Raw genomic sequence first — 16311 nt, 5'->3', positions numbered from 1 at the left:
TTCATCCTGGCTCATAGCCGGCCTGTGCTAGGATATCGCCTCTTTACCACACCTGACACTGCATGCGGCTCGCGCCGGAAGGGGTTGATTCGACAATGGCCAAGACGTCCCTGGACAAGAGCAAGATCAAGGTCCTGCTGCTCGAGGGGGTCCACCAGAGCGCGGTGGACAATCTGCGCAACGCCGGGTACTCGAACATCGAGCACCTGCCCACCTCGCTGGACGAGGCGGCGCTGATCGAGAAGATCCGCGACGTGCACTTCATCGGCATTCGCTCCCGCACCCAGCTCAACGAGCGCGTCTTCGCCGCCGCCGAGAAGCTGGTGGCGGTGGGTTGCTTCTGCATCGGCACCAACCAGGTCGACCTCACCGCGGCGCTGGTACGCGGCATCCCGGTCTTCAATGCGCCCTACTCCAACACCCGCTCGGTGGCCGAACTGGTGCTGGCCGAGGCGATCATGCTGCTGCGCGGCATCCCCGAGAAGAATGCCCTGGCCCACCGCGGCGGCTGGCAGAAGAGTGCCAAGAACTCCCACGAGGCCCGCGGCAAGACTCTGGGCATTGTCGGCTATGGCAGCATCGGCTCGCAGCTCTCGGTGCTGGCCGAGTCGCTGGGCTTCGACGTCATCTTCTATGACGTGGTGGCCAAGCTGGGCATGGGCAACGCCCGCCAGGTGGCCAGCCTGAACGAGCTGCTGGCCCGCGCCGACGTGGTCAGCCTGCACGTGCCGGAACTGCCCTCCACCAAGTGGATGATCGGGGCCGAACAGATCGCCCGCATGAAGCAGGGGGCCATCCTGATGAATGCCTCCCGAGGCACCGTGGTGGTGATCGAGGCCCTGGCCGAGGCGATCCAGGCCGGCAAGCTCAACGGCGCCGCCGTGGATGTCTTCCCGGTGGAGCCCAAGGGCAACAACGAGGAGTTCGAGAGCCCGCTGCGCGGCCTGGACAACGTGATCCTCACCCCGCACGTCGGTGGCTCCACCCTGGAGGCCCAGGAGAACATCGGCATCGAGGTCTCCGAGAAGCTGATCACCTACTCCGACAACGGCACCACCGTCACCTCGGTCAACTTCCCCGAGGTGGCGCTGCCGGGCCACCCGGACAAGCACCGCCTGCTGCACATCCATGACAACGTGCCGGGCGTGCTCTCCGAGATCAACCGGGTGCTCTCCGAGAACGGCATCAACATCGCCGGCCAGTACCTGCAGACCAACGAGAAGGTCGGCTACGTGGTGATCGATGTGGACAAGGCCTATGGGCCCCAGGCCCTGGACGCCCTGCGTCAGGTGGAGCACACCCTCAAGGTGAGGGTACTCTACTCACAGACCGGCCAGGACGCCTGACCTCTCTTGCCAGCCCACGCCAGGCCAGCCGCCGCGTCACTCGACGCGGCGGTTTGCGTTGGTGGGCAAGGCAACGGACCCGCTATCCATGGTCGAAGTGCACGCGCTCTGCCGAACACGCTAGGCTGGCGGCGGACGCCTCCACATCGACAACAACCGGGAGACCCTGATGAGCGACTCGACCCCGCCCCTGCGGCGCCGCGACGACGGTGGCGTGGCCACCCTGACCCTCAGCCGCCCGGAGAGCTTCAACGCCCTCTCCGAGGAGGTGCTGGTGGCCCTCAAGGAGGAGCTCGGCCGGCTCGCCAATGACGGCGACGTGCGCTGCGTGGTGATCGCCGCCGAGGGGCGCGCCTTCTGCGCCGGCCACGACCTCAAGCAGATGCGCGCCCATCCCGACAAGGCCTACTACCAGGAGCTCTTCGCCCGCTGCGGCCGGGTGATGCAGGCCATCGTCGAGCTGCCGGTGCCGGTGATCGCCCGGGTGCAGGGCATCGCCACCGCCGCCGGCTGCCAGCTGGTGGCCAGCTGCGACCTCGCCGTGGCCGCGCGCACGGCGCGCTTTGCCGTCTCCGGCATCAATGCCGGGCTGTTCTGCTCCACCCCGGCAGTGGCGCTGTCGCGCAACGTCAGCCGCAAGCGCGCCATGGAGCTACTGCTCACCGGCGAGTTCATCGACGCCGAGACGGCGCGGGACTGGGGGCTGATCAACCGGATCGCCGACGAGGAGTCCCTCGACGCCGCCGTGGCCGAGCTCACCGCCAGCATCTGCGCCAAGAGCGCAGTGGCGGTGCGCACCGGCAAGGCGATGTTCCAGCGCCAGCTGCAGATGCCTCTGGACGAGGCCTACGCCTTCGCCGGCGAGGTAATGGCCTGCAACATGATGGCCGAGGATGCCGGCGAGGGCATCGACGCCTTCATCGAGAAGCGTGAACCCCACTGGCGACATCGCTGAGCCACCGCCCAAGGAGAATGGAAGCGATTTCCGCAGGCGCGACAGCCCGCGGCCGACAGGGTATCCTGTGCCCGACAGCAGGCAGACGACACGAGGAGAGTCGAGGGTGAGCGAGGTCAAGCGCAGGACGGCGGGACGCCCCGCTGGATCGGGGAAGGCCACCGGCGGCCACAGCCAATCGCTGGTGCGCGGGCTCAACCTGCTCGAGCGCCTCTCGGCGAGCCCGGGGGGCCTGGCGCTCTCGGAACTGGCCGAGCAGGCGGACCTCGCTCCCTCGACGACCCATCGCCTGCTTCAGGCGCTGCAGGGCCAGGGCTTCGTCACCCAGGACAGCGAACTCGGCGTCTGGAAGATCGACGTCAAGACCTTCCGCATCGGCAACAGCTTCCTCGAGGCCCGCGACTTCGTGGCCACCAGCCGCCCCTTCCTGCGCCGCCTCACCGCCCTGACCGGCGAGACCGCCAACCTGGGCATCCGCGACGACGGCACCGCGGTGTTCCTGGCCCAGAGTGAATCGTCGCAGATGATGCGCATGATCACCCGACTCGGCTCCCGGGCGCCGCTGCACGCCTCCGGCGTCGGCAAGGCGCTGATGGCCTGGCTGCCCGACGACGAGCTCGAGCGCATCCTCGCCGACCGGGGCCTGGCCCGGGTCACCGAGAACACCCTGCACACCCCCGACTCGCTGCGCGCGGGGCTGGCCGAGATCCGTCGCCAGGGCTTCGCCTGCGACCGCGAGGAGCACGCCATCGGCCTGCACTGCGTGGCCGCCTGCCTCCACGACGAGCACGGCATCCCGCTGGCCGCCATCTCGGTCTCCGGGCCCGTGGCGCGCATCCCCGAGGCACGCCTGCTGGAGCTGGGCGCGCTGGTGCGTGACACCGCCGCAGAGATCACCGCCCGGCTGGGCGGCAAGGCACCCGCGCCCTGGTGACGCACGGCCGAGTGAAGCCGGCGCCGCGGCGGAGTACACTAGCGGCCGTCCACTCCCCCGCCAGCCGAGGCCGCGCCGATGAGTTCCCACCTGCTCTCCGTCGATTCCCTGACCCGTGACTATGTCGACCACCTGATGCGGGTCGCTGCCCGCATGGAACCCATCGCCCAGCGGCGCCAGATCACCCGCGTGCTGGAGGGGGCCGTGCTCGGCAACCTCTTCTTCGAGGCCAGCACCCGCACCCGTGTCAGCTTCAACGCGGCCTTCTGCCGGCTGGGCGGCAGCGTCTGTGACACCACCGGCTTCACCTTCTCCTCCATGGCCAAGGGCGAGTCGCTTTACGACACCAGCCGGGTGATGAGCGGCTACTGCGACGCCATCGTGATGCGCCATCCCGAGCTGGGCTCGGTGGCGGAGTTCGCCGCCGCCACCAACGTGCCGGTGATCAACGGCGGCGACGGCCCCGGCGAGCACCCCAGCCAGGCGCTGCTCGACTTCTACACCATCGACAAGGAGTTCATCCGGCAGGGCAAGCGGCTGGCCGGCGCCCACGTGCTGATGACCGGCGATCTGAAGTACGGCCGCACCGTGCACTCGCTGATCAAGCTGCTCTCCCTCTACGAGCCCCTGCGCATCACCCTGGTGGCCCCGCCGGGGCTGGAGATGCCGGGCCACCTGGTCGACCTGGTGACCTCCCGCGGCCACCGCGTGGAACAGCGTGACAGCCTGGCCAACGACTTCAGCGACGTGGATGTGGTCTACACCACCCGCATCCAGAAGGAACGCTTCACCGAGGAGATGAGCGAAGGCTTCAGCCTGTCGCGGGACTTCACCGTGGACCGCGCCTTCCTGGACCGGCGCTGCGGTGGCGACACCCTCGTCATGCACCCGCTGCCCCGGGATAGCCGCCCGGACGCCAACGACCTGGACGTGGACCTCAACGGTGACCCGCGCCTGGCGATCTTCCGCCAGACCGACAACGGCATTCCGGTGCGCATGGCAATCTTCGCCACCCTGCTCGAGGTGGACGAGCTGATCGAACAGGAGCTGCGCCCGGTGCGCTGGTTCGTGCCGACCCGCGTAGGCGTTGACGACCGCGAGCCATGAGGGGATGCGCTTCGGCGTGCTTCGCCTATGCTTGATGTCTGATATCAGTCCCGAAGGAGAGACACATGAACCTGCAACGCGCCTACCGCCTTCTGGCGGTGTTCTATACCCTGCTGCTGCTGATCGGGGTGATCGCCCTGCTCGCCGGCGGCGGCACTGCCCTGGCCCTGGTGCACCTGGTGGTGGGGGGGCTGGGGGTGCTGGGGCTGTGGGGATACTTCCTGGGGCGTGGCTTCATGGGGCCGCGGATGTGGCGGCCGCTGGCCGTCGCGCTCGCCGTAGGAGCAGTGGTGCAGTTGGTCGCGCTGCTGTCGACCCCCCTGGACGGCGTCACCCTGACCTGGATGCTGACCAGCGCCGTCTTCGCGGCACTGCTGGCGGTGCTTCTGTACCACTACGGTGACCGCGACCAGGCACACTGGGCCACGCCCGAGGAGCTCGAGGCCGGTCGACGGCTGGAGACACTGCTGGAGGGGCAGCCACGGCTCGCGGCGCAGAAGCGCAAGGATGGCCGGGAGGACACTGCGCAGGTGGTGAAGGCGGGCAGCGAGTATCGCGCCAGCGTCACGCGCCGCCGCGATGGGCAGCAGGAGAGCTTCGAGGAGCGCTTCCACCACCCGGCCACCCTGGTGTACTTCCTGGAGAAGTTCACCGACCTCTCGGTCGATGACTTCAACCGGGCCGATCCGGCCTGAGACTACCGCTCAGCGGCCAGGCAGCCCTTCCCGGGAGGCGAACCAGCGCTCGACGATCAGCACCGCGCTGATGCCATCGACGCTCTCCTCCCGGTAGTTGCCGCGATGCCCGAGTGCCCGGGCGATCACCTTGGCCTCGCCGGTGGAGCCGCGCTCGTCGACCATCTCGCAGGGGACGCCGAAACGCCCGAACAGACGATTGCCGAACTTGCGGGCGCGGGCACTCATCGGCTGCTCCTCGCCCGCAGCGGTCAGCGGCAGCCCCACCACGAAGAGGTCGGGCTGCCACTCCTCCACCAGCCGCGCCACCCGGGTCCAGTCAGGGATCCCGTCCCGGGCCGGCAGGGGGGCGAGCTCACGGGCGCTGGCCAGCAGCTCGTTGCCCACCGCCACGCCGATGCGCCGGGTGCCGAAATCGAAGCCCAGCACCAGCCGCTCGCCTGCCCTGGCCATCAGGCTTGGCCTTCCATCACCCACGCCCCTGCATCAGGAGTGCCCCGCCTCGCGGGTCATCAGGTTGAGGTCGACGCCGAGGATGCCGGCGGCTGCCCCCAGGCGCTGCTCGGGCGGCACCTCGAAGAGGATATCGCTGCGCCCCTCCACGGTGAGCCAGGCGTTGTCGAGGATCTCCTGCTCCAGCTGGCCAGCCTCCCAGCCGGCGCAACCCAGGCAGACCAGGAAGTCATCGGGGCCCTCGCCGGCGGCCAGCGCCTGGAGCATGTCCATGGAGGTGGTCAGGGCCAGCTCCTCGGTGACCTGGATGCTGGAGTCCCAGGGGGTACTGATGCCGCGATGCAGGATGAAGCCGCGATCCTTGTGCACCGGCCCGCCGTAATAGACCGGCGCGTTTCGATGGGGGCTTTCCTCGCCGCCGAGCTCCAACTGCTCGAAGAGCGCCTCCAGGGTCAGCTCCAGCGGCCGATTGACGATCACCCCCATGGTGCCCTTCTCGTCATGGTCGCACAGATAGCTGAGGCTACCGGCGAAGTTGGGGTCTTCCAGGTGCGGCATCGCCAACAGGAAGTGGTCCTTCAAACCGAAATGTTGCATGAGACTCCCCGGCGGGTCCTATCGCACGCCGTAGTGATTGCCTTGGCCGAACCGCCAGACGCGGGTGATGGAGAGGCTGTCCAGGCTGCCCATGCCCGCATCGAAGGGGCGATAGGGAGCGGCTCCGCGCACGGTATCCAGCGCGGCCTGGTCGAGTTCGGCATGTCCCGAGGATTGTACCACCTCCGCCTGGCGAAGCTCGCCGTCACGGCCGATCACCACGCGGATACGCAGCTGGCCCTGCAGATGGCGCGGCGCCGGATGCACGCGGTTGCCGTAGTCCTCCACCCGGCGGGTCCAGTCGTCGATATAGCGCGCCTCGGCGGCGCGCTGGGCGGCCAGCTGCGGGCTGTCGCCTGCGGGGCCCGCCGCCTCCGGACTGAGGCCCTGCTCACGGATGCTGCGGGTGGCCTGGGCAAGCAGGTCGCGACCCGAGGCGGAGGGTGCGGTGACGCTGGGCGGGGCGGCGGCATCCGCCGCCTGGGGGGCGCTCTCGCGGGGCTCGGGGGGCGTCTCCAGCGCCTGCTCGCTCTCGGCGGCGGGCGGCGCCCGTTCGTCGGGCAGCGCCTCGGGCTCGACCCGGGCGGCCTGCTCCGGCTCGGCCGGGGTGGCCGGGTCCACGTCGCTGACGCTCTCCTGCACCGGCGGCAGCTCCTCCATGGGCGCCGCGAGGGACTCCGCCGGCGCCTCCTCCTGCTGTTCACCGGCGGCCTGCTGATCGGCCTCGGCGATGGCATCGGCCGTCACCGGCGCCTGGGCCGGGCGGGTGACCAGCACCACGTCGAGGCTCGAGCGCGGCGCCGGGGGAGCGGCGAACTGCCAGCTGGCCACCACGCCGATCACCGCCAGATGCAGCAGCAGCGCCAGCGACCAGGCCAGCCAGCGCCGGTAGGGCCGGGTCACCGGCGCATACTGGATGGGATCGCTGACAAAGGCGCTCATGGGCGGTCTCCCGGCTCCGTGTGCTAGGCCCGCTGCCCGGCGAGCCGGCGCTCGATGGCGTCGAGCAGCAGCCCGGCGATATCGGTGCCGCGCTGGTCGTCGATCTCGCGCACGCAGGTGGGGCTCGTCACGTTGATCTCGGTGATGTAGTCGCCGATCACGTCGAGGCCGACGAACATCAGCCCCTTGTCACGGATCATCGGCTGCACCTGGCCGATCAGCCAGTGGTCGCGCTCGGTGAGCTCGCGGCTCACCCCGGTGCCGCCGGCGGCCAGGTTGCCGCGGGTCTCACCGGCCATGGGCACTCGGGCGAGGCCATAGGGCACCGGCTCGCCATCCACCAGCAGGATGCGGGTGTCGCCCTCGGTGATCTCGGGAATGTAGCGCTGAGCCATGATCTGCCGGCGGCCGCGCTCGGTGAGGGTCTCGATGATGGCACCGAGGTTGCGGCCATCGGGGCCCACATGGAAGATCCCGCTGCCGCCCATGCCGTCCAGGGGCTTGTAGATCACGTCCTGGTGCTCGGCATGGAAGGCGCGCAACTCGGGTTCGCTGCAGGAGACCAGGGTCGGCGTGCAGCACTGGGGGAACTGCTGGGCGAAGAGCTTCTCGTTGCACTCGAGCAGCGCCCGGGTGGGGTTGACCACCAGGACCCCCTCGCGCTCGGCGAAACCCAGCAGGTGCACGGCGTTGAGGAAGTGGGCGTCCACCGGCGGGTCCTTGCGCATCAGGATCACGTCGAGCTCGGCCAGGGGCCGCGGCTCGGGCTCGCCGAGGTCGTACCAGTGGGCGGGGTCGCGGTGCACGGCCAGCTCGCGCAGCCGGCCGAAGGCGCGGCCGTCGCGCAGGAAGAGGTCCTCCTGCTCCAGGTAGTGCAGCGAGGCGCCGCGGTCCTGGGCGGCCCACAGCATGGCCAGGGTGGTGTCCTTCTTGTAGGCGATGTCGGCGATGGGGTCCATCACCACGCCGATCTGCAGGGCGCGTTCGCTCATGGTGTCGAAAATCCGCTTAGGGGGAGTGACGCCAGTATGCCGCATGGCCCGCGGGCGCACCAACAGGCTACTCCCCGCGGGGCGCCAGCCGGATACCGGTCGCCTCCAGGGTGATCAGGCGACGCTTGTAGAGCCGGCCGATGGCCTGCTTGAAGGCACTCTTGCTCACCCCCAGCCGCGCCTTGATCTCGGCGGCGTCGCTCTTGTCGCCCAGCGGCAGATAGCCGCCGCTCTCGCGCAGCGCCTTGAGCACCGCCTCGCCCACCACATCCAGGCGCGCCACGCCCGGCGGCAGCAGCGAGAGGTCCAGGCGGCCATCCTCGCGCAGGCGTTTCACGTAACCGGTGAGGCGCTGTCCCCGGCGCAGCGGCCGGGTGATGTCGTCGCGATAGAGCAGCCCCCAGCAGCGATGGTCAACCACCGCCTTGAGGCCGAGATCGGTCTGCTCGGCGATCACCAGGGTCACCTCATCGCCCGGGGCGAGGCCGTCGGCCTCGTCGGCAACGAAGCGATCGAGCTTCTGGGAGGCCACCGGCCGCCCCTGCTGGTCCTCGTAGATCCTCACCAGCACCCGCTTGCCCACGCTGGGCCGGAAGCGCTGCTCGCCGTAGGGCAGCAGCAGGTCCTTGGGATGCCCCCAGTCGAGGAAGGCGCCGGTCTCGTTGACGGTAACCACCTCCAGGTAGGCCACCTCGCCCACCGCACACTTCGGGGCACGGTAGCGCCGGCCGGCGGCGGGACGCGGAGTGCGCGGTTCACGTGAATCGGACATGACGGGCTCCCTGGGAGATGGGAAAGGACTAGGGTGAGGGTGACAGGTCGCCGAAGCGGTACTGCAGCAGGCTCAGCGCCACCACCGGGGCGGTCTCGGTGCGCAGGATGCGCGGCCCCAGGGTGAGCGTGGCGAAGCCGGCGGCCCGGGCGGCCTCGACCTCGCCCTCGGCGAGGCCCCCCTCGGGGCCGATCAGCAGGGCCACGCCGGCCGGGGCCGCCTCGCGCTCGAGCCCGCCCAGGGCGTCGGTGGCCGGATGCAGCACCAGGCGCAGCGCCTCGTCGCGTTCGGCGAGCCAGTCGGCCAGCGCCAGCGGCGGGTGCACCGGCGGCACCACCGCGCGGCCACACTGCTCGCAGGCGCTGACCGCCACCGCCTGCCAGTGGGCGAGCTTCTTCGCCTCGCGCTCGCCCCTGAGGCGCACGTCGCCGTGCTCGGTGTAGAGCGGCGTGATCGCCGCCACCCCCAGCTCCACGGCCTTCTGGATGGCGTAGTCCATGCGATCGCCCTTGGAGATCGCCTGGCCCAGGTGCACGGCCAGCGGCGACTCGCCGCCGCCCGTTTCGACGGACTCGATGCGCGCCAGCACCCGCTTGCGCGAGGCTTCCACCAGCACGGCGCAGGCTTCCTGACCGGCGCCGTCGAAGAGGCACAGCGCGGCCCCTTCGCCCAGGCGCAGCACCCGCGCCACGTGCCGGGCCGGGCCCTCGGGCAGAACGACGTCGCCGCCGACGATGAAGTCGGCGGCGACGTGGATGCGCGGTGCTTTCTTTATCATCACCACGGGGCCACCGGCTTTTCCTTACTGGGTGGTCTGGGCCTGGGCCTGCTCGGCCTCGCGCTTCTTCTTCTGGGCGAAGATCGCCTCGAAGTTGACCGGCGCCAGCATCAGGGGCGGGAAGCCACCGCGGTTGACCAGGTTGTCGACGCACTCGCGGGCGTAGGGGAACAGCACGTTGGGGCAGAAGGCGCCCAGGGTGTGCTCCAGCTGGGCCCCCTCGATGCCGGCGATACGGAACAGGCCGGCCTGCTCGATCTCGGCCAGGAAGGAGGTGGTGCCCTCCTCGCTGTGGGTCACCTGGGCGGTCACCTTGATCACCACCTCATACAGGCCCTCGCCCACCTGCTGGCTGGAGGTGTTGAGGTCCAGGCCGACCTTGGGCTTGAAGGGCTGCTGGAAGACCGCCGGCGAGTTGGGCGCCTCGAAGGAGATGTCCTTGACGTAGATGCGCTGCACGGAGAACTGCAGCTGGGGCTTGTCCTGCTGGCCGGCCGCCGGGTTGCCGGCAGCGGCGCTCTGGTTGTTCTCTTCCGCCATGGGAATGGTCCTTTGACTCGATGAACGAAGTTGAAGCGATGAGTGAGGTTACTTGCGCACGACCGGCAGGCCATCGGCCTGCCACTGCATCATGCCGCCCTTGAGCTTGAGCACGCGAGGGTAGCCGCCCTTGGCCAGCTTGGCCACGGTCATCCCCGCCGTCTGGCCGGACTTGCAGACCACGATGATCGGCTTGTCCTTGACCTTCTGGAGCTCGCCCATGCGCTCATCGATGCGGCTCTGGGGGATGTTGCGGGCCCCGGCGATATGGCCGGCCTTGAAGGCGTCGGCATCGCGGGTATCCACCACCACGGCATCCTCGCGGTTGATCAGCTGAGTCGCCTCGCTGGCGGTCACGCCGTTGGCGCTGCTGTTGCGGACCTCGTAGAGGATCCAGGCGGTCAGCACCAGGAGGAAGGCGCCCACCAGCAGCGGGTGGTTCTGCACGAATTCAAACAGCTGATCGATCATGGGTCCAGATAACTCTTGTCTCGGTGCACGAAGGGGAAGGCCGAGGCCAGGCAGGCCCGCCGATTGAACGCCGCTCAGTATACACGACGTCCCAAGGGCTGAGGCCGGCAATGACGCCCGGCGGCGCCATGCGATATCATGCCGCAAACCGCCACCTGCTGCGACCCTGCCCTCCTCCGCCGGCCCCTTTGGAGCAGCCCCCCGGTACCGCACCTGCGCCGCGAGCCGGCCAGGGCATTAAGGTGTCGCCAGCCACGCTTCGAGGACAGCCCCATGACGAATCCCGCCAGCCAGCCCGCAAACCAGAGCGCGCCACGCCCTGTCGCCCTGATCATCCTGGACGGCTACGGCCATAACCCGGACGCCGCCCACAACGCCGTGCTGGCCGCCCGCACCCCGGTGATGGATCGCCTGCAGCAGGAGCATCCGGCGACCCTGATCCACACCGACGGCCGCCACGTGGGCCTGCCGGAGGGCCAGATGGGCAACTCCGAGGTGGGCCACATGAACCTCGGCGCCGGCCGCGTGGTGTACCAGGACTTCACCCGCATCACCAAGGCGATCGAGGAGGGCGACCTGGATCTCATCGACGCCCTGACCGCGCCCATCGATGCCGCCGTGGCGGCGGGCCGGGCGGTGCACCTGCTGGGCCTGCTCTCCCCGGGCGGCGTGCACAGCCACGACGACCACTTCATCGCCATGGCCGAGCTGGCCGCCCGCCGCGGCGCGCAGCGCATCTTCTTCCACGGCTTCCTGGACGGTCGCGACATGCCGCCCAAGAGCGCCCTGGCCTCCATCGAGCGCTCCAACGAGCGCCTCTCCGAGCTGGTCGGCGCCGACAACGGCTTCGTCGCCTCCCTCATCGGCCGCTACTACGCCATGGACCGCGACAACCGCTGGGATCGCGTCGAGAAGGCCTACCGCCTGCTCACCGAGGGCGTCGGCGAGTTCAAGGCGGTGAGCGCCGAGGAGGGCCTGCGCGCCGCCTACGAGCGCGGCGAGACCGACGAGTTCGTGGCCGCCACCAGCATCCGCCCCACCGGCGTGCCGGTGGTGCTCGAGGACGGCGACGCCGCCATCTTCATGAACTTCCGTGCCGACCGCGCCCGGGAGCTGACCCGCGCCTTCGTCGAGGACGCCTTCGGCGGCTTCGAGCGCCGCGTCTGCCCGCGCCTCGCCGCCGACGGCCTGGTGATGCTGACCCAGTATGCCGCCGACATTCCCGCCCCCGCGGCCTTCCCGCCGGGGGCGCTCACCAACACCCTGGGCGAGGTGATGGAGCGCCGCGGCCTGACCCAGCTGCGCATCGCCGAGACCGAGAAGTACGCCCACGTCACCTTCTTCTTCTCCGGCGGCCGCGAGGCCGAGTACCAGGGCGAGACCCGGATCCTGGTGCCCTCCCCCCAGGAGGTCAGGACCTACGACGAGAAGCCGGAGATGAGCGCCGTAGAGGTCACCGACCGCCTGGTGGCGGCCATCGAGTCCGGCGACTACGACCTGATCGTCTGCAACTACGCCAACGGCGACATGGTCGGCCACACCGGTGACTTCGACGCCGCGGTGAAGGCCATCGAGACGGTGGACGGCTGCGTGGGCCGCGTGGTGGAGGCGATCGAGAAGGTGGGCGGTGCCTGCCTGGTCACCGCCGACCACGGCAACGCCGAGCAGATGGTCAACCCGGAGACCGGCAACCCCCAGACCGCCCACACCACCTTCGAGGTACCGCTGGTCTACGTGGGTCCGCGCCCGGCGCGGCTGGAGGACGACGGCAGCCTGTGCGACATCGCCCCGACCCTGCTGACCCTGATGGACCAGCCGGTGCCGGAGGAGATGACCGGGCGGGTGCTGGTCGATTTCGACACGGCCTCCTGAAGCGGGTCGGCCCCATGGCCAGCCCACGCCGCCTGCCCCGGCGGGCAGGCCGGCTCGTTTTGGCGCTGCTGGCACTCTGTCTGGCCGCGCCGCTGGCCGCCCAGCCCAGCGAGCGGGCGGCTCAGGAACGCCTCGACGCCATCGGCAGCGAGATCCAGGGCGCCGCGCGACGCCTCTCCACCACGCGAGAGGCCCAGGCGGAGGCCAGCGAGGGGCTGCGCCGGGTGGAGACCGCCCTGGCCGAGACCCATCGTCGCCTCGACCTCCTGCAGGGCGAGCGCAGTGAACTCGGCGACGAGATCGCCACCCTGGAGCGGCACCGCGACCTGCTGGAGGCGGAGCGCGCCGATCAGGTCGAGGCCCTGAGCCTCCAGCTCGATGCCCTCTACCGCCTGGGCCGGAGCCCCCAGCTCAAGCTGCTGCTCAACCAGGACGACCCCGCCCGCCTCGACCGCCTGCAGCACTACCTCAACCAGCTCTCCCGGGCCCGCAACGCGCGCCTCGATGAGCTGGCGAGGCTCGATACCGCCCTTGGCGAGACCCGGCGTGAGCTCGAGGCCCGCGGCGAGCGCCTGGACGCCCTGGCCGCGGAGCTCGCCGAGCGCTCCAGCGACCTGGCCATCCAGATGCGCGAGCGCGCTGCGCTGGTGGCCGACCTGGACGGCCGCCACGCCAGCGAGCAGGCCCGCCTGACGGCGCTGGAGCAGGACCGCACCGAGGCCGAGCGGGTGCTGCGCCAGGTACAGGAGGAGCTGGCCAGGCTCGAGCGCCCGCCCCCCTCCACCGCCATCGAGCAGACCCGGGGCGACCTGCCCTGGCCGGTGCAGGGCAGCGTCGCCTCGCGCTTCCGTGCCGGCGACGGCGTACACCGCAACGGCATCCTGATCCAGGCCGCCGAGGGCACGCCGATCCGGGCGGTGCACGCCGGCCGGGTGGTGTTCGCCGACTGGATGCGCGGCTTCGGCAACCTGCTGATCATCGACCATGGCGACCAGGTGATGACCCTTCACGCCCATCTGCAGCACTTCGCCGTGCAGGTGGGGCAGGCGGTCTCCCGGGATGACGTGCTGGGCGCGGTGGGCACCAGCGGCGGCCACCAGCGCCCGGCGCTCTACTTCGAGGTGCGCCGCGGCGGTGATCCCATCGATCCCCAGGCGTGGATCGCCGCGCGCTGAGGGGCACGCTATTTCCCTGCCCGGGGCCGGCGGGCTATGCTGGGACTCCACCGTCCCGGAACAGCGGAGATCGCATGACCCCAGCGCTTCCCATGCCTGGCAGGGCCGGCCTCGCCCTCTCGCCGCGACGCCTGCTGGCCTCGCTGCTGCCCGTCGCCCTCCTGGCGCTCCCCCTTCCCGCCATCGGCGCGGTGAACGACGACCTGCCAATCGAGGAGATCCAGACCTTCGCCGAGGTGTTCGAGCGCATCAAGCGCGCCTATGTGGAGGAGGTGGACGACGCCACCCTGCTGCGCAACGCCATGCGCGGCATGCTCAGCGAGCTCGACCCCCACTCCACCTTTCTGGACCGGGAGGCGTTCCAGAGCCTGCGCGAATCGACCCAGGGCGAGTTCGGCGGAGTCGGCATCGAGGTGGGGCTGGAGGACGGCCAATTGACGGTGATCACCCCCATCGATGACACCCCGGCCTCCCGGGCCGGGCTGCAGGCCCGTGACCAGATCCTGCGCATCGACGACACGCCCACCGAGGGTCTCTCGCTGCAGGAAGCGGTCAATCTGATGCGCGGCGAGCCGGGCACCCGCATCGAGCTCACCATCCTGCGCCGCGGCGAGAGCTCACCGCGCACCGTCACCCTGACCCGCGAGGCGATCCGTACCGAGAGCGTGCGCAGCGAACTGCTGGAACCGGGCTACGGCTACCTACGGATCAGCCAGTTCCAGACCCGCACCGGCGACCAGGTCAGCGAGCAGCTCCGCCGCCTGGAGCGCGACGCCCCGCTGAGCGGCCTGGTGCTCGACCTGCGCAACAACCCCGGCGGAGTACTGCAGGCCGCCGTGGCCGTGGCCGACGCCTTCCTCGACGACGGGCTGATCGTCTATACCGAGGGGCGCCTGTCGGACACCGAGATGCAGTTCAGCGCCAGCCCGGGCAGCGCCGCGCCGGAGGTGCCCCTGGTGGTACTGATCAACGGCGGCAGCGCCTCGGCGGCGGAGATCGTCGCCGGCGCCCTGCAGGACCAGCGCCGCGCGGTGGTGATGGGCACCGAAAGCTTCGGCAAGGGCTCGGTGCAGCAGATCATGCCGCTGGGCAATGGCGAGGGGCTCAAGCTCACCACGGCGCTCTACTACACCCCCAACGGCCGCTCGATCCAGGCCCGGGGCATCGAGCCCGACGTGGAGGTGGTGCGCGGCCGGGTGGAGGTGACGGAGACGGGCCGCGAGGTGCGCGAGGCGGACCTCGAGGGGCATCTTCGATCGCGGGAGGCGCCGCGGGAGCGCGCCGAGCTGAGCGAACGCCTGCGCGAGGACTACCAACTCGGCGAGGCGCTCAACCTGCTCAAGGCGCTCAACGTGCTGAGCAGGCGCTAGCGACAGGAGGCCGGCAGTCGCCCCCGATGGCCGATGGCCTGCTGCATCATCAGGCGCTTGAGCGGGGTGAGGCGATCCACGGCCCCCAGCCCCAGGTTGCGCGCCAAGGCCAGTGCCGGGTGGCTCGCGCCGAACAGCAGCCGGAAGCCGTCCATCAGTGCCAGCATGCCGGCGTTGTCGCCGCGCCGGCGCCGTGCGTAGCGGGCCAGCCAGCGTTCGTCACCCAGCGACACGCCTCGGCTGCGTGCCGCCAGCAGCTCCTCCGCCAGCACGGCCGCATCCATCAGCCCCAGATTCACCCCCTGGCCAGCCAGGGGGTGAATGCTGTGCGCGGCATCCCCCACCAGCGCCAGGCCCGGCAGCACGTATCGCTGCGCATGGCGCTGCACCAGCGGAAAGGCCACTGCCCTGTCCACCACCGTCACCTCGCCGAGGCGATGGTCGATGCCCCCGGCCAGCTCATTCCCCAGCGCCTCGGGCGCAAGACCCATCAGGCGCTCGGCCTCCTCCGGCGAGGTGGACCAGACGATGGAGCAGTGATGACGCTCACCGTCAATGCGCAGCGGCAGGAAGGCCAGGGGGCCGGTGGGCAGGAAGGCCTGGCGGGCCACTTCGCCGTGGGGCCGTTCGACCTTCACCGTGGTTACCACCGCCCGGTGGCCCGTGTCGCGCTCGCGGGTCTCGATGCCGGCGAGCTCGCGCAGCGGCGAGCGCGCCCCATCGGCGGCCACCACCAGGGGCGCCACCAGTCGGCGGCCATCCGCCAGGCGCAGGTAGCGACGGCCGTCGGTCGCTTCCAGCGCGGTCACCCGGGCTCCCAGCAGCAGCCGCACCGAAGGCAGCGACACCAGTCGCTGCTCCAGTGCCGCCTGGGTCACGTCGTTCTCGACGATATGGCCCAGCTTCGCCACCCCGGCCTGCTCGGAGGAGAAGCTCACCTCGCCGCTGCCCTCGGCGTCCCACACCTGCATGTGGCGGTAGGGGCTCACTCGCCGCGCCGCCATCCACTCCCAGACGCCAAGCCGTTCCAGCAGCCGCTGGGAGACCGGTGTCAGCGCGCTGACCCGCATGCCAGGCTGCCCACGACCCACCGCTTCGGGGTCCAGCAGCGACTCGCGGGCATCCACCAGGGTCACCTCGACACCCGCCCCGCCCAACAGGCAGGCCAGGGCCGCACCCACCATGCCTGCGCCGACCACCACCACCTCCGAGCGCTCCTCGATGCCCGCCGGCCGCTCGAGGGTCTCGCCAGGTTCCGCCGCCTGTTCTATCGACCTGCTCTCGCTCGCTGCACTCATGGTCGCGTCCTCAT

At 70.3% G+C, this 16311-nt stretch carries 17 protein-coding genes; 8 read left to right on the top strand and 9 right to left on the bottom strand.

Features of this window, described 5'->3' with window-relative positions; translation table 11 throughout:
* The first annotated feature begins 95 nt into the window (after positions 1-95).
* From serA to IBX53_RS01490, 5 genes are all read left to right on the top strand, one after another.
* Positions 96-1346 carry a phosphoglycerate dehydrogenase gene (serA, locus tag IBX53_RS01510; protein WP_290904258.1) on the top strand — a complete coding sequence of 417 codons (1251 nt, stop codon included), beginning with the start codon at positions 96-98 and terminating at the stop codon, positions 1344-1346.
* Positions 1347-1515: 169 nt separating this feature from the next.
* Positions 1516-2301 (top strand): enoyl-CoA hydratase, encoded by a 786-nt coding sequence (locus IBX53_RS01505; RefSeq protein WP_290904256.1) that lies wholly within the window; start codon positions 1516-1518, stop codon positions 2299-2301.
* Between the two features lie 106 nt (positions 2302-2407).
* Positions 2408-3235: an IclR family transcriptional regulator C-terminal domain-containing protein gene (locus IBX53_RS01500; RefSeq protein WP_290904253.1), complete on the top strand. Its 828-nt coding sequence runs from the start codon at positions 2408-2410 to the stop codon at positions 3233-3235.
* Positions 3236-3313: 78 nt separating this feature from the next.
* On the top strand, positions 3314-4342 hold the full coding sequence (locus IBX53_RS01495) for an aspartate carbamoyltransferase (protein WP_290904248.1): 1029 nt from the start codon (positions 3314-3316) through the stop codon (positions 4340-4342).
* Between the two features lie 65 nt (positions 4343-4407).
* On the top strand, positions 4408-5037 hold the full coding sequence (locus IBX53_RS01490) for a hypothetical protein (protein ID WP_290904245.1): 630 nt from the start codon (positions 4408-4410) through the stop codon (positions 5035-5037).
* A gap of 9 nt (positions 5038-5046) precedes the next feature.
* On the opposite strand, the gene ruvX is transcribed toward IBX53_RS01490, so the two are convergent.
* The 8 genes from ruvX to IBX53_RS01450 all read right to left on the bottom strand — a co-directional run bounded on the left by ruvX (position 5047) and on the right by IBX53_RS01450 (position 10582).
* Complete coding sequence (gene ruvX / locus IBX53_RS01485; protein WP_290904240.1) at positions 5047-5490, bottom strand: Holliday junction resolvase RuvX; 444 nt, start codon at positions 5488-5490, stop codon at positions 5047-5049.
* Positions 5491-5523: 33 nt separating this feature from the next.
* Positions 5524-6087 carry a YqgE/AlgH family protein gene (locus IBX53_RS01480; protein WP_290904238.1) on the bottom strand — a complete coding sequence of 188 codons (564 nt, stop codon included), beginning with the start codon at positions 6085-6087 and terminating at the stop codon, positions 5524-5526.
* An 18-nt stretch (positions 6088-6105) separates the two neighbouring features.
* On the bottom strand, positions 6106-7029 hold the full coding sequence (locus IBX53_RS01475) for a TonB family protein (RefSeq protein WP_290904235.1): 924 nt from the start codon (positions 7027-7029) through the stop codon (positions 6106-6108).
* A gap of 23 nt (positions 7030-7052) precedes the next feature.
* Positions 7053-8021 carry a glutathione synthase gene (gshB, locus tag IBX53_RS01470; RefSeq protein ID WP_290904232.1) on the bottom strand — a complete coding sequence of 323 codons (969 nt, stop codon included), beginning with the start codon at positions 8019-8021 and terminating at the stop codon, positions 7053-7055.
* Between the two features lie 67 nt (positions 8022-8088).
* Positions 8089-8793 (bottom strand): S1-like domain-containing RNA-binding protein, encoded by a 705-nt coding sequence (locus tag IBX53_RS01465; RefSeq protein ID WP_290904229.1) that lies wholly within the window; start codon positions 8791-8793, stop codon positions 8089-8091.
* 28 nt (positions 8794-8821) lie between these two features.
* Positions 8822-9571, bottom strand: a complete 750-nt coding sequence (locus IBX53_RS01460; protein ID WP_290904225.1) for a 16S rRNA (uracil(1498)-N(3))-methyltransferase — start codon at positions 9569-9571, stop codon at positions 8822-8824.
* Positions 9572-9595: 24 nt separating this feature from the next.
* The gene (gene secB, locus IBX53_RS01455; protein ID WP_290904221.1) at positions 9596-10111 is read right to left on the bottom strand and encodes a protein-export chaperone SecB; all 516 of its coding nucleotides are present in this window, start codon (positions 10109-10111) and stop codon (positions 9596-9598) included.
* Between the two features lie 48 nt (positions 10112-10159).
* On the bottom strand, positions 10160-10582 hold the full coding sequence (locus IBX53_RS01450; protein WP_290904219.1) for a rhodanese-like domain-containing protein: 423 nt from the start codon (positions 10580-10582) through the stop codon (positions 10160-10162).
* Between the two features lie 273 nt (positions 10583-10855).
* Between IBX53_RS01450 and gpmI the strand changes: the two genes are divergently transcribed.
* From gpmI to IBX53_RS01435, 3 genes are all read left to right on the top strand, one after another.
* Positions 10856-12454, top strand: coding sequence for a 2,3-bisphosphoglycerate-independent phosphoglycerate mutase (gpmI, locus tag IBX53_RS01445; RefSeq protein WP_290904216.1), 1599 nt, complete (start codon positions 10856-10858; stop codon positions 12452-12454).
* A gap of 14 nt (positions 12455-12468) precedes the next feature.
* Complete coding sequence (locus IBX53_RS01440) at positions 12469-13629, top strand: peptidoglycan DD-metalloendopeptidase family protein (protein WP_290904213.1); 1161 nt, start codon at positions 12469-12471, stop codon at positions 13627-13629.
* A 74-nt stretch (positions 13630-13703) separates the two neighbouring features.
* Positions 13704-14999 (top strand): S41 family peptidase, encoded by a 1296-nt coding sequence (locus IBX53_RS01435; RefSeq protein WP_290904210.1) that lies wholly within the window; start codon positions 13704-13706, stop codon positions 14997-14999.
* Here the strand turns inward: IBX53_RS01435 and IBX53_RS01430 are convergent.
* The gene (locus IBX53_RS01430; RefSeq protein ID WP_290904206.1) at positions 14996-16297 is read right to left on the bottom strand and encodes a UbiH/UbiF/VisC/COQ6 family ubiquinone biosynthesis hydroxylase; all 1302 of its coding nucleotides are present in this window, start codon (positions 16295-16297) and stop codon (positions 14996-14998) included. The two genes, IBX53_RS01435 and IBX53_RS01430, sit on opposite strands and share 4 nt — an antisense overlap.
* Positions 16298-16311: the final 14 nt, after the last annotated feature.

It is taken from the genome of Halomonas sp., assembly GCF_014859505.1.
Taxonomy (GTDB): domain Bacteria; phylum Pseudomonadota; class Gammaproteobacteria; order Pseudomonadales; family Halomonadaceae; genus Halomonas.
This window is presented reverse-complemented; position numbering and strand designations above follow the sequence as displayed.